The sequence below is a fragment of the Salipiger mangrovisoli genome (assembly GCF_015223355.1).
In the GTDB taxonomy this organism is placed as follows: Bacteria; Pseudomonadota; Alphaproteobacteria; order Rhodobacterales; family Rhodobacteraceae; genus Salipiger; species Salipiger mangrovisoli.
Genome location: NZ_JADFFK010000004.1, coordinates 39,332 through 52,680 on the forward strand (window position 1 = coordinate 39,332; position 13,349 = coordinate 52,680).

The window sequence follows — 13,349 nt, forward strand, 5'->3', positions numbered from 1 at the left end:
ACTATGGCCGCCGCACGCGCGGGCAAAAGCCTTCGAAGGCTTTTGCAAGTTTCTTGGAAGAAACTTGCCCCTACCCCTTCTCGTGGAAGAAGGCGTAGATGCGCTCGGCCAGCGCCTCGCTGACCCCGTCCACCGCCTTGAGATCCGCCAGATTCGCCCGCGCCACCGCCTTCGCCGAGCCGAAGTGCTGCAGGAGCGCGCGCTTGCGCGTGGCGCCGACGCCGGGCACCTCGTCGAGCGGGTTGGCCATCTGCGCCTTGGCGCGCTTGGCGCGGTGGGTGCCGATCGCCCAGCGGTGCGCCTCGTCGCGCAGGCGCTGGATGAAATAGAGCACGGGATCGTTGCGCTGCAGCGCAAAGGGTCGCGTGCCGATGCGGTGGAACTCTTCCTTGCCGTGGTCGCGGTCGACACCCTTGGCGACGCCAACCATCGGGATGTCATCGACCCCCTGCTCCTGCATGATCTCCCAGACCGCCGAGACCTGCCCGGCACCGCCGTCGATCAGCAGCAGATCCGGCCACAGCCCCTTGGAGCGGTCCGGGTCTTCCTTCAACAGCCGGGTGAAGCGGCGCGTCAGCACCTCCTTCATCATGCCGAAGTCGTCGCCCGGCACGAGGTCCTCGCCGCGGATGTTGTACTTGCGATAGTGGTTTTTCATGAACCCCTCGGGGCCCGCGACGATCATCCCGCCGACGGCATTGGTGCCCATGATGTGCGAGTTGTCGTAGACCTCGATGCGCTGCGGCGGCGCGTCGAGACCGAAGGCCTCGCCCACGCCGCGCAGCAGCTTGGCCTGCGTCGCGGTCTCGGCCATGCGCCGGGCGAGGCTCTCGCGGGCGTTGCGCGCCGCCCCCTCGACCAGCTCTGCCTTCTCGCCACGCTTCGGCACCGCGAGCTCGACCTTGCGCCCGAGCTTGCCGGAAAGCGCCTCGGACATCAGGTCGGGATTCTCGATCTCATGGGAGAGCAGCACAAGTCGCGGCGGCTCCTTGCTGTCGTAGAACTGGCCGAGGAAGGCTTCGAGCACCTCGGCCTCTTCCACGTCCTCGCCGACGCGCGGGTAGAAGTCGCGGTTGCCCCAGTTCTGGCCCGAGCGGATGAAGAACACCTGCACGCAGGCTTGGCCGTGCTCGAGGTGAAGCGCCACCACATCGGCCTCCTCCACCCCCTGCGGGTTGATCCCCTGCACCGACTGCACCTGCGTCAGCGCCCGGATCCGGTCGCGCAGCGCCGCGGCGCGCTCGAATTCCATCGCCTCCGAGGCCGCCATCATCTGGTCCGCCAGCCGCGCCTGCATCTCGGTGGACTTGCCCGACAGGAAGCGCTGCGCATCGGCAACCGACTCGGCGTAATCCTCGCCGCTGATCTCGCCGGTGCAGGGCCCCGAGCATCGGCGGATCTGGAACAGCAGGCAGGGCCGGCTGCGACCTTCGAACATCGAGTCGGTGCAGTTGCGCAGCAGGAACACCCGCTGCAACTGCGTCAGCGTCCGGTTCACCGCACCGGCGCTGGCGAAGGGACCGTAGTAGGCCCCCTTCTCGGTCTTGGCACCGCGGTGTTTCTTGATCTGCGGGAAGTCGTGCTCGGTGGTGACCAGGATGTTCGGAAAACTCTTGTCATCGCGCAGCAGCACGTTGAACTTCGGCTTCAGCTGCTTGATCAGGTTCTGTTCGAGCAGCAGCGCCTCGGTCTCGGTGCGCGTGGTGAGGAACATCATCGAGGCGGTGTCCGAGATCATCCGGGTGATCCGCCGCGAGTGCTGTGCCGAGGGCCGCGAGTAGCTCGACACCCGCGCCTTGAGATTGCGCGCCTTGCCAACGTAGAGCACGCGGCTCTGGTCATCGAGCATGCGGTAGACGCCGGGACTGGAATCCAGCGTCCTGAGGTACCCCTGGATCACCTCGTAGCCGCGCTTCGGCACCGTTTTCGGGATGTCTTGTTCGTCGGTCATCACGTCGTTTCCGGTATGTTCACGGCTTGCCTTGATTCTGCATCCCGCTGCAATGCCGGGACCCCGAGATCAAGGAAGATTACATCCACCATTCCTGTGGATAAGCCTGAGGGGGAAATCCAGACTACCGCGATTTTCCCTTGAATCCGGGCGGTTTCGTTGATTTGCCCAAAAAATGGGCGCATTTATAAGGCACTGTAAACACTAGAAAGATTTCTAGAACACGCCACAAAGCCTTGAAAGCTTGACGCTTTCCTAACGGTTCCGTGAAGCAAACGTGACAGGTGCACAACTTGCCGCAGGGTGCGCGCCGCAGGGGAAGGCACGCGCCTACTCGCGGTCGCAGGTGTCGGGTGTTTCCCAGGCCAGGTGCTGGCCGCCATCGGTACACAGGAACTGCCCCGTCACGCCCGGCGCGTCGAGGAAGTAGCCGAGCGCGCCGCAGATGTCCTCTGGGTTCGAGCCGCGCTTGAGCACGGTGGCGGCGCGCTGCTTGGCGAACCCCTCGGCGCTCTGGTCCGCACCCTGAAGGGTCGGGCCCGGTCCGATGGCGTTGATCCGCACCTTGGGTGCCAAGGCCCGCGCCCCGGTCTGGGTCAGCGTCCAAAGAGCCGACTTGGCCAGCGTGTAGCTGATGAACTCGGGTGTCAGCTTGCGCAGCCGCTGGTCCAGCATGTTGACGCAGAGCGCCCTTGCCCGCGGCTCGCCGCGGGTGTCGGTCTCGGCCTCGGGGGCCTGAGCGGCGAAGTGCTGCAACAGCACGAAGGGCGCGCGCAGGTTCGACCCCATCGCGCGGTCCCAGCTCTCACGGCTCGCGGTCTGAATGTCGTCATGCTCGAAGATCGAGGCATTGTTGACCAGCACGCCCAGCGGACCGCCAAGCGCTTCGGCGGCGCGTGCCACCAACGTCTCGCTCTGCGCCTCGTCGAGCAGGTCCGCCTGCAGCACCACCGCCTTGCGGCCCATGCCGCGGATCAGCCCGGCAACCTCCTCGGCCGCCTCTGCCGATCCGCCGTAATGCACAGCGACATCAAAGCCGCGCTCGCCGAGGTAGAGCGCCATCGCGCGGCCCAGCCGTTTTCCTGCGCCGGTCACCAGCGCGCGCGTCTCGATACCCATATTTCTTCCCCCCGAAACTCACTCAGACCAGCACGGCCACCACATAGCCGACATAGAGAGCCGACAGGATCGCCCCCCAGATACGGCCAATGTCGCGACCGAGGAAGACAAAAGGCACGAGGATCAACGACGCCCCCAGCATCACCCAGAGATCGAAGCGGAGGAACTGCGGATCTACCTGCAACGGCTTGATCAGCGCGGCCACCCCGATGATCGCCAGCAGGTTGAAGACGTTCGAGCCGATCACATTGCCCAGCGCAACGTCCGCCTGCTTGCGGATCGCCGCCATGACCGTGGTCGCCAGTTCCGGCAACGAGGTACCCAGAGCCACCAGCGTCAGGCCGATCACCGTGTCGGGCACGCCGAACATCTCGGCGATCTCGGTGGCGCTGTCGATCAGCAAATTGGCACCGACGGGCAGGCCGACGAGGCCCAGCAGCAGGTAGAGCGCGATCTTCCAGCCCGGCATGTCGGGATCGGCGCCCTCGGGATCTTCGAGTTCCTCGACTTCGCAGGCCGCCGCCTCTTCCTTGCCGTTGCGCCGGTGGCAGAGCGCATCTCGCACCGAATCCCACAGGATCAGTGCCATGACCGCCAGCATCCCCAGTCCCGCGATCCAGTCAAAGACCCCGCGGAAGGCGAGCGCGATGAACAGGACGGTCGAGCCCAGCATGATCAGGTAGCTCTTGCGCGTGTCATGCGTCGAAGAGTGGATTACCGTGATCAGCGCCGGAATGCCCAGCACCAGCAGCACATTGGCGGTATTCGAGCCCACCACATTGCCGAGCGCGATGCCCGGCACGCCATCGAGCGCCGCCTGGATCGAAATCAGCAGTTCAGGCGCCGAGGTTCCGAAAGCCACGATGGTCAGGCTGACGATCAGCGCCGGGATACCCATCCGCAAAGACAGGTTCACCGCTCCCTTGACCAGCGCATCCCCCGCCAGAAGCAGGATCACAAGGCCCAGGGCCGCGTAGACAAAAACCATTTCAGACCTTTCGTTCGCCGCAGGGGCATGGGCCCTTGCCGATCTTGTGCCGGCCGCAGCGCGGACATTTCCTTCCCGCCTCGCGGCGGCTCAGCCGTCCCAACCCGGGCATGCGCAGCTTGCCGAAAATCCCCAGCACCGCGATCACCACGAGAAAAAGGGCGACGACCTTTGCAAGCATGTCAGAGCCCGAAGCGCGCGTAGCCCGCGCGTTCCTCGATCAGCCCCAATGTCTCTTCCGCGAGGCTCAGGCCCAGTCGCGGGATCAGGCGCTTCTTTGCGCCGTAGCGGCGGAAGCGGACCTTGTCGCCGAAGCGGGCCTTCATGCCCGGAACGAGATGCGCAACGCCGTCCGCAAGCCCGACCTCGACCGCCGAGCGGCCGATCCAGATCTCACCGGTGAACAGGTCGGGATCGTTCGTCAGCTTGGCTCCACGGCGCGCCTTGACCTGCGCGATGAATGTCTCATGCAGTTGCCCCAGGATGCGGTTCAGCCGCGCCACATCCTCCTCGGTCTCGGGGCGGAACGGGTCGAGCATGCTCTTGGATTTCCCCGCGGTGTGCACCCGCCGCTCGATCCCCTGCCGGTTGAGGAAGACCTGCGCGCCGAAGCCCGCAGAGATCACGCCGATCGAACCGAGGATCGAGCTCTCGTCGGCGAAGATTTCGTCCGCCGCCGAGGCGATCCAGTAGCCGCCCGAAGCCGCCACGTCCTCGACAAAGGCGAAAACCGGCACCTTGGTCTCTTCCGACAGGCGGCGGATGCGCGCGCCTATCAGCGAGCTCTGCACCGGCGAGCCGCCGGGCGAGTTGATCTCCAACGCCACCGCCTTTGGCTTGCCGCGGCGAAAGGCGCGCTCGAGCACCGGTGCCAGCGCCGCGTCGTTCAGCGCACCACGCCCCTGCATGCCGATGGCACCCTGCAGGCGCACGACCGAGACGAGAGGCTTGGATTTCAGGAAGGGGATCGGAATTTGCATGCGGGTGATGTAGACACGCGCCGCTGCGACGACAAGGCGGCGACAGAAAAGAACTCTTCGCCGATGCGGCGCAGGCGCGCGCCGCCGCGCCGGTGCCATTCCTCTAGGCGGAAACCAGGCGCAAATATCGAAAAAGCATGCGATCCGTTGGGACACGCATCGGCAAAGCCGCCTCCACGCGACATGCAGGCAAATCGGCCGAACCCCTTCCTTCTAGGGGACTGCACGTCAAAAGGGCGGGAGCCGTGCCCCCGCCCATCCGACGTCTTGGCAGTCTTTGCGTTCAGCCCGCAGCGCGGGCCGACGGCTTGAAGCTGATCCGGTCAGAGACGGTGAACCGCCCGCCGCCGGTCTTCTCGATCTTGCCCTCGCGCAGGAGCTGGCCAAAGCTGCGCAGCCGGTCCTCGCGGCTGGAATCCTGGCCCTCGACCTGACGCACCTTGGTCATCAGCTGCGGGCGCGAGAACTGCGTGCGGCCCTCGACGTAGGAAAGATACGCCGCGGCGGCCTCGAGCAGCTCGGGAAGATCATGCGCCCCGACACTTTCGGCGTAATCCGCGAACCCGCCCGGCACGTCGCCGTCGCCGGTCTCGATGTCCGCCAGCGTCACGCGGCGCGGTCTCAGCGGGGCCGCCGGAGCCGCAATGGCGCCAGCGGTTTCATCCACCCTTTGCTCTGCGACGAGCTTCAGCGGCGCGGGACGCAGCGCGGGCTCCTGCTCCGGGCGCTCATTGCGCAGCGGGGCGGCAGGGCGGCGCGGGCGGACCACATCGGCGAGATCCTCGCGATAAGGCTGCGCCTGCGCCTCCACGTCCTTCTTCCGTCCCAGCAGGCGATCGGCGCGGGTTGCGGCCACGGCGGCACGCAGATGCGCGATGGCGCTGCGGCGGCGGTTGCCCTCGGGCTCTTCCAGCTGGGTGTTGGTCTCGTCGAGGATGCGCGAGGCGTCATTGTCCTTGACGCTCTGCTCGGTGAGCATGACCCGCGCCGGGCTCGACAGCTTCACCGCCTTGCGCACATCTTCCCGTGCCATGCGGGCAATGGCGTTTTCCAGGTCGTCGGCCTGCGCATCGCCGGAACCCTGAGGCTCGGAGAGATCGTCGAAGGCCGCGGCGAAGGCGGCAGCCTCCTCTTCCTCGTCGTCCTGCTCGGCGTCGTCACTTGCCGCGGCCTCCGGCAGGGTCTCGGGCAAGGGTTCCGGCGCGGAATCTGCCGCTTGCTCATCGTCCGAGTCATCCCAGGCCGCGGCGTCCAAATCCGCCTCCTCGGAGTCCGCTTCGTCCCAGGCGTCGTCATCCGATGCGTCGTCGTCCAGCGCCTCGTCGTCCCAGGCATCGCCCGCGGCGCTGTCCGCCTCAAGCTCGGCAAGCATCGCCGCCGCCTCGACCGGGAGCTCCCGGCCCGGAGTCGCGGAGAGCGCATCGAGGTCTTCCACCTCGTCCCACTCGTCCTCGAGGCCGGCGGCAAGCTCTGCCTTGACCGCTTCGAGCTCGCGGGCGAGTTCTGCCTCGTCCTCGGCGCTCAGGCTGCTCGACGGCTTGGGCTCGTCCATCTGCTCGAGCTGACCGCTCGCGACCGCCGCATCAAAGGCGGCACGGGTCACCTTGACCACGCGCACCCGGCGCGGGCTCGGCTTCGGCTCCGCCGCGACTTTGGGTGCGGGGACATCGGCGGAAAACTCCGGTGTCAGCGCCAACGGCGGGACCGCCGGGCCGGAAGCCCCCGCGCCCACGGTCTTGTCGGCCGCGACCTTGTCAGCCGCAACGACCTCATTGATCAGCGTGGCCGCAAGGTCATCTTGCTCGGGCTCTTGCTCGAAGGCAGCGGTCTGCGCGTCCTCAGAGGCCAAAGCACCGAGCATGGCGGAGACGGCTGCCACCGTGTCCGCGCCCTCCAGCGCCGTGTTCTGCTGGTCCGGGTCCTCCTGGGCCACCTGCGCCAGACCCGCAGGGGTACCGGCCCCGCCCGAGACCACGGCACGGATACGGCGCAGCTTTGCGGCAACGCTGTCCTCCTCCTCGTCTGGCAGCGCGGTCACCGGCGCGGCGGCGCGCGGTGCAGACGTGGACAGGGCAAAATCGGCTTCCTCGTAGTCATAGTCCTCGGTCGGACCCTGACCGGCTTCGGCCGCGAAGAAGGCAGCCTCGGCCGCAAGGCTGTCCTCGCCCTGCGGCTCGGCAATTGCCGGCATCTCGGCGGTCTTGGACGCGGCGGCCGCGGCCTCGGCGGCCTCATGTTCTGCCTGCGCTTCGGCGGCCGCGCGGGCGGCGGTGATGGCCAGCGCCTCTTCCATGCCGCGGTCGGCGTCCGGCCCGATCACCGGCTGGGAAGCCGGCTGCGAGGTCGCAGCGGACCTTGGCACGGCAGCAGCACCCTGAGCGGCCACATCGGCAAGCGGGCCGCGCAGGATGAGCCGCCCCCCCTGCGCCTCGGCGTCGATCTGCGCTTGCATAAGCTGGGCGGCAAGTTCCGGATCGAATTGCGGCGGTTCTGCCCCAAAGAAGCGGTCCTCGCGCACCACCCCCCGGAAGAATTGCGTGGTGTCCTTGACCACACCAAGGGGATCCTCGAAGCCTTCTGCCGTGCAGGAGAAAGTGCCGTAAGACACCGTCAGGATCTTGCTCGAACTCACCATGTTCCGCTCACTTTTCACTCAATCTGCAACCGATTGTTTACCATCTACTAGGAGACCAAAGCTGACCGAATCTGAGGTTTTCACAGTATCATTTCATGACCAGATTGTGGTCGTTTTCAAGGAAAGCCACTAAAAAGCCATGAACTCCGGACTGATCCGATCACAACTGCCCGTTCTGCTGGTCGGCGGCGGCGACTGCCCGCCAGAGATGCTTGCGCCGCTGCTGGAGCGCTGCCCGGTCCGCGTGGGCGCCGACGGCGGCGGCGCCGCCCTGCTGGCCGCCGGGGTGATGCCCGACGCGGTGATCGGCGATCTCGACTCGCTCGGCCCAGACGCACGCGCCCGCATCCCCGCCCCGCGGATTCACCACATCGCGGAGCAGAACAGCACCGACTTCGACAAATGCCTGCGCAACATCGACGCGCCGCTCGTCTATGCGGCGGGCTTTCTGGGTGCGCGGCTCGATCACCAGCTCTCGGCGATGACCGTCCTGGTCCGACGGCCCGAGCGGCCCTGCCTGCTGGTCGGGCGCGAGGATGTGGTCGCGCTCTGCCCGCCCGAACTGGCGCTGGAGCTGCCGCTCGGCACCCGCGCCTCGCTCTTCCCGATGGCGGAGGTCGGCGGCCACAGCCGGGGGTTGCGCTGGCCCATCGACGGGTTGCGCTTCACCCCCGACCGGCTCACCGGCACCTCGAACGAGACCGACGCGCCACGCGTCGAGCTGCGGCTCGACGCCCCGAAGATGCTGGTCATTCTGCCGGTTCAGGCGCAGGCCGCGCTGGAGCGGGGGCTTCTCGAAGCCGCCGCGCGATGGCCCGCTCGCGCATGAGGATATAAAGTCCCGAGGCGACGGTGATGCAGATGCCGACCGTCGCCAGCCCGTTCGGCAGGTCACCGAAAACCGCGTAGCCGATGAGCGTGGCAAAGGGGATCTCGAGGTATTGCATCGGCGCCAGCGTCGCCCCCGGCGCGAACCGCAGCGACCACGTCATCAGCAGGTGCGCCAGCGTGCCGAGCAGCGAGATCGCCAGGATCAGCCCCCAGACCGGCGCGCCCGGCCAAGTCAGCTCGAGCGCCGGAACCATTCCGCCCGGCACCAGCAGCATCACCGGGGTCATCAGGATCACCGCGATCCCCCCCGAGACCGCCTGAAGCGAGATCGCGTCGATCTCGCGCGCAATCTGCCGGGTGACCAGCATGAAAAGCGAGAAGTTCAACGCCACGCCCAGCGGCAGCAGCGCCGGCCAACCGACCTCGGCGAAGGCGGGTTGCACCACCAGCAACGTCCCGATGAAGCCGACGCCGCAGGCCGCCATGCGCCGCCAGCCGACCTCTTCGCCCAAGACGTAATGGCCGAGCAACAGCATGAAGAAGGGCATGACGAAGGCGATGGCCACCGCATCCGCCAGCGGCAGGTGGCGCAGCGCGGCAAACATCATGCCGATGCCCAGCATGTGCATCAGCGTGCGCAGCACCGTGAGCCAGAGCACCCGGCCGCGCAGCCGCCACACGCCGCGCGTCGCGATGACGAGGGGAATCAGCACCAGGGCCTGGATGGCGAAACGAAACAAAAGGAGTTGTCCGATCGAGACCTTGTCGCTCAGCAGCTTGGCCGCGGCGTCTCCCATAGGGGCAACGACGCAGAAACCAAGCATCAGCAGAACACCGCGAAGGGGACGATCATCAACCATGACGACCATCGTTAGCCACCTCCACCCGCTGCAACAAGAACTTCCGTCGGCCACGATCCGCGGCCGGCGTCCACAGGGCTCGCGACATCCCGGGACCTTCCAACTGCGATCCGCCCGCACCGTGAGCTTGGCAGTTTTCACAGCAAGTCCGGAGCGTTTGCCCGCGGACGCGCGGATTGAGACCGCGCTCGGCGGGCACCATCTGCGAGGCGCATCGGCGCTGTCGCCAAGTGTCGGGTTGCGTGTGCATCCGCCATGGCCTACATAGCGCCCGTTCAACACAGCCGGAATGCCTGAGACGCCCCATGGAAAACGTGATCCTTATCGTGCACCTCCTCCTTGCGCTCGCGCTGATCGGCGTCGTGCTGCTTCAGCGCTCCGAGGGCGGCGGTCTCGGCATGGGCGGTGGCGGTGCGATGAGCCAGCGTGCGGCTGCCACCGCGCTTGGCAAGATCACCTGGGGTCTGGCCGCGGCCTTCATCATCACCTCGATCACCCTCACGGTGCTCGCGGCGAGCGATGCCAGCGGCGTGTCGGTCATGGACCGTCTCTCCGGCTCCGCTCCGGCAACTGAAACCGAAGGCTCGGCACCGGCTCCGCTGGACACCGATGGGCTTCTGCCCCCGCCGTCGGGCGGAAATGACGCAGGCGCAGATGCGCCGATGGTTCCGAGCGCCGACTAAGAACTGCTCGACTAACAACAGCTTGAGGGCCGCCTGTCAGCCGCAACAGTATCTTGCGGTTGACTAGACAGTGCGGCCCGAATCCTTTATACGTGGACTCCCGTGATGCTGCGGTCTTCGGACCGTGGGTGTCCTCCTTTTTGACGCAAATCACGGGGTCGCGCTGCCAATGGCACGTTTCATCTTCATCACCGGCGGTGTCGTTTCTTCACTCGGCAAGGGGCTTGCTTCGGCGGCGCTCGGATCGCTGCTACAGGCGCGGGGCTTCTCGGTCCGTCTGCGCAAGCTCGATCCGTACCTGAACGTCGATCCGGGCACCATGAGCCCCTTCGAGCATGGCGAAGTCTTCGTCACCGATGACGGGGCCGAGACCGATCTCGACCTCGGCCACTACGAGCGTTTCACCGGCGTTCCGGCCCGCAAGACCGATTCCATCTCCTCGGGCCGCATCTACACCAACGTGCTCGAGAAGGAGCGCCGCGGCGACTACCTCGGCAAGACCATCCAGGTCATTCCGCACGTCACCAACGAGATCAAGGACTTCATCTCGATCGGCGAGGACGAGGTGGACTTCATGCTCTGCGAGATCGGCGGCACGGTCGGCGACATCGAGGGCCTGCCCTTCTTCGAAGCCATCCGCCAGTTCAGCCAGGACAAGCCGCGCGGCCAGTGCGTCTTCATGCACCTGACGCTGCTGCCCTACATCAAGGCCTCCGGCGAGCTGAAGACCAAGCCGACGCAGCACTCCGTGAAGGAGCTGCGCTCGATCGGTCTGGCGCCCGACATCCTGGTCTGCCGTTCGGAAGGCCCGATCCCGCAGAAGGAACGCGAAAAGCTCGCGCTCTTCTGCAACGTCCGCCCCGACGCGGTGATCGCCGCGCAGGATCTGCCGTCGATCTACGACGCGCCGCTGGCCTACCACCGCGAGGGTCTCGACCAGGCGGTGCTCGACGCCTTCGGCATCACCCCGGCACCCCGCCCCAACCTCGAGAAGTGGGAAGACGTCTCCGAGCGCATCCACAATCCCGAGGGCGAGGTGAACGTTGCCATCGTCGGCAAGTACACGCAGCTCGAGGACGCCTATAAGTCGATCGCCGAGGCGCTGACCCATGGCGGCATGGCGAACCGGGTGAAGGTCAACGTCAGCTGGGTCGACGCCGAGCTCTTCGAGCGCGAAGACCCGGCCCCCTATCTCGAAGGCTACGACGCGATTCTCGTGCCCGGCGGCTTCGGCGAGCGCGGCACAGAGGGCAAGATCAAGGCCGCGCAGTTCGCGCGCGAGCACAAGGTGCCCTACCTCGGCATCTGCCTCGGCATGCAGATGGCGGTCATCGAGGCGGCGCGCAACGTCGCGGGCGTGGCCAAGGCGGGCTCGGAAGAATTCGACCATGAGAAGGGCGAGAAGCGCTTCGAGCCGGTGGTCTACCACCTCAAGGAATGGGTGCAGGGCAACCAGAAGGTCAACCGCTCGGTGGCCGACGACAAGGGCGGCACGATGCGGCTCGGTGCGTATGACGCGGTGCTGACCGAGGGCTCGAAAGTGGCTCAGGTCTATGGCACCACCGCCATCGACGAGCGTCACCGCCACCGCTACGAGGTCGACATCAAGTACCGCGAGGCGCTGGAAAAGGGCGGCCTGTGCTTCTCTGGCATGTCGCCCGACGGTCGCCTGCCCGAGATCGTCGAATGGCCGGATCACCCGTGGTTCATCGGCGTGCAGTTCCACCCGGAACTGAAGTCGAAGCCTTTCGACCCGCATCCCCTGTTCAAGGATTTCGTCCGCGCGGCGAAAGAGGTCTCGCGCCTGGTGTGACCCGGCGCACCGGCTGAAACAAGGACGCCCCTGCGGAGATCCGCGGGGGCGTTTTCTTTTGCGGAATCACGGCTCCCGCCCCTCTTCCGCTAGACCGGCGTGTGCCATCCCGACAGCGCCGGCAGGCTGCGCATGATCCTGCATTCCAGCGCAAAGACCTGCTGGCGCAGCTTCAGCGCCGGTCGCTCGATGCCGACCCAGGACAAATGCGCGACCAATAGGGTGACCGGCAGCGAGATGGCGGCGATCCAGTACCATTCGTGCACCCCCGGCAGCAGGTATGCGACCAGCTGCTGAATGATGAAGTGATAAAGGAAGATGCCGTAGCTCAGGTCTGCCTGCTTGAGCAGATCGAGGCGCGGCAGGTTCAGGATCCCCAGCGCCACGGTGACATAGGAGGCCGCCGCGATTCCCACGTATTGACCAAGCCCGCTCAGGCTGAAGGAGATCACCGCCACCGCCGCGGCGATGGTCACAAGGTAGCCACGAACGTGGATCCTGTCGCGGTAGGCGTGCAGCGTGACCCCGCAGAGAAAGGCCAGCACCAGCGCCCGTCCGGTCACCGGCCCGACCCAGGCGTCGAACTGCCACCCGGTCTTCAACCCCATCTTGATCACCGACATCGCAAGAAAGGCCAGCAAGCCTAGAAGCAGCACGCGCCGGTCCTTGCGCGCGCCCAGCAACGCCAGCACGCCAAGGCCGATGTAGCACATCAACTCGTAGGGCACTGTCCAGAGCTGGCCGTTCGCCATGCCCGGCGTGGGATTTCCCTCGAAGGCCCCCGGCAGGTAAAGCGACGCGGAGCTGACGTGGCCGGTGACGTTGAACAGGTAGCGGAAGAAGCCCTCGTGGGTGAAGTAGTCCGACCAGCTGAGGCTGGTGACCAACGGTCCGATGAGCAGCGCCGAGATCGTCACCTCGACCGCCAGCGCCGGGTAGATGCGGATGAACCGCAGACCCATGAAACTGAGCAGGGTGCGGCATCGGTATAGGCTTCCCGCGACCAGAAACCCCGACAAGGCGAAGAACATCGGCAGCACGGTCATCGCCAACCCGTCGATCGGGAAATGCCCCCAGACGGCATTCATGTAGATCGTGTGGCCGTAGGCGATCTGCCCGCTGTGAATCACCAGAACCAGAACCGAGAGAATGAGCCGCATGTAGTCGAATCCGCTTGGCCGTCCCTTGGCTGCGTCCATGTAATCATTGATGGTCACGGTATGCTCCTTTGCGCACGGCCTGGCGTCTGCGCCGGAGTGAGGCCTCGGAATCGCTGGCTGGGAGTGCGCGAGAAATTTCAAATATCACTTCGGACAATGGCGGGGAGCGTTGCCCAGCTTCTCACCCGCGACAAGCATGAAGTGTGCAGTTGCCACTTCGCTCGCCTCGGCTGGCGGTGTCCCGCCACACGCGCGCCCTCCGATGCGCCAAATGCCCATTTGCTGCGCACTCGACTTCGCGGTGCGCAGGGTCTATCTGCGCAAGGATG

Annotated in this window: 10 protein-coding genes; 3 read left to right on the forward strand and 7 right to left on the reverse strand. The window is 66.1% G+C overall.

Annotated elements, in window-relative coordinates; translation table 11 throughout:
- Positions 1 to 70: 70 nt before the first annotated feature.
- The 5 genes from uvrC to IQ782_RS06645 form a co-directional block, all read right to left on the reverse strand.
- Entirely contained in the window at positions 71 to 1,951 is a 1,881-nt protein-coding gene (gene uvrC / locus IQ782_RS06625; RefSeq protein ID WP_194133844.1) for an excinuclease ABC subunit UvrC, read from the reverse strand.
- A 330-nt stretch (positions 1,952 to 2,281) separates the two neighbouring features.
- Positions 2,282 to 3,070, reverse strand: coding sequence for an SDR family oxidoreductase (locus IQ782_RS06630; protein ID WP_194133845.1), 789 nt, complete (start codon positions 3,068 to 3,070; stop codon positions 2,282 to 2,284).
- A gap of 22 nt (positions 3,071 to 3,092) precedes the next feature.
- On the reverse strand, positions 3,093 to 4,058 hold the full coding sequence (locus IQ782_RS06635) for a calcium/sodium antiporter (RefSeq protein ID WP_194133846.1): 966 nt from the start codon (positions 4,056 to 4,058) through the stop codon (positions 3,093 to 3,095).
- A gap of 182 nt (positions 4,059 to 4,240) precedes the next feature.
- On the reverse strand, positions 4,241 to 5,038 hold the full coding sequence (locus IQ782_RS06640; RefSeq protein WP_194133847.1) for a S49 family peptidase: 798 nt from the start codon (positions 5,036 to 5,038) through the stop codon (positions 4,241 to 4,243).
- Between the two features lie 283 nt (positions 5,039 to 5,321).
- Positions 5,322 to 7,673: a hypothetical protein gene (locus tag IQ782_RS06645; protein WP_194133848.1), complete on the reverse strand. Its 2,352-nt coding sequence runs from the start codon at positions 7,671 to 7,673 to the stop codon at positions 5,322 to 5,324.
- A 139-nt stretch (positions 7,674 to 7,812) separates the two neighbouring features.
- On the opposite strand from IQ782_RS06645, the gene IQ782_RS06650 reads away from it, so the two are divergent.
- A complete protein-coding gene (locus tag IQ782_RS06650; protein WP_194133849.1) occupies positions 7,813 to 8,502 on the forward strand; it encodes a thiamine diphosphokinase in 690 nt (229 codons plus the stop codon).
- Here IQ782_RS06650 and IQ782_RS06655 read toward each other — a convergent pair.
- Positions 8,423 to 9,364, reverse strand: a complete 942-nt coding sequence (locus tag IQ782_RS06655) for a DMT family transporter (RefSeq protein ID WP_194133850.1) — start codon at positions 9,362 to 9,364, stop codon at positions 8,423 to 8,425. The two genes, IQ782_RS06650 and IQ782_RS06655, sit on opposite strands and share 80 nt — an antisense overlap.
- A 305-nt stretch (positions 9,365 to 9,669) precedes the next feature.
- Between IQ782_RS06655 and secG the strand changes: the two genes are divergently transcribed.
- On the forward strand, positions 9,670 to 10,047 hold the full coding sequence (gene secG, locus IQ782_RS06660) for a preprotein translocase subunit SecG (RefSeq protein WP_194133851.1): 378 nt from the start codon (positions 9,670 to 9,672) through the stop codon (positions 10,045 to 10,047).
- Positions 10,048 to 10,216: 169 nt separating this feature from the next.
- Positions 10,217 to 11,860, forward strand: a complete 1,644-nt coding sequence (locus IQ782_RS06665; protein ID WP_194133852.1) for a CTP synthase — start codon at positions 10,217 to 10,219, stop codon at positions 11,858 to 11,860.
- Positions 11,861 to 11,949: 89 nt separating this feature from the next.
- Here IQ782_RS06665 and IQ782_RS06670 read toward each other — a convergent pair whose 3' ends face one another.
- On the reverse strand, positions 11,950 to 13,077 hold the full coding sequence (locus tag IQ782_RS06670; protein ID WP_194133853.1) for an acyltransferase family protein: 1,128 nt from the start codon (positions 13,075 to 13,077) through the stop codon (positions 11,950 to 11,952).
- Between the last annotated feature and the right edge of the window lie 272 nt (positions 13,078 to 13,349).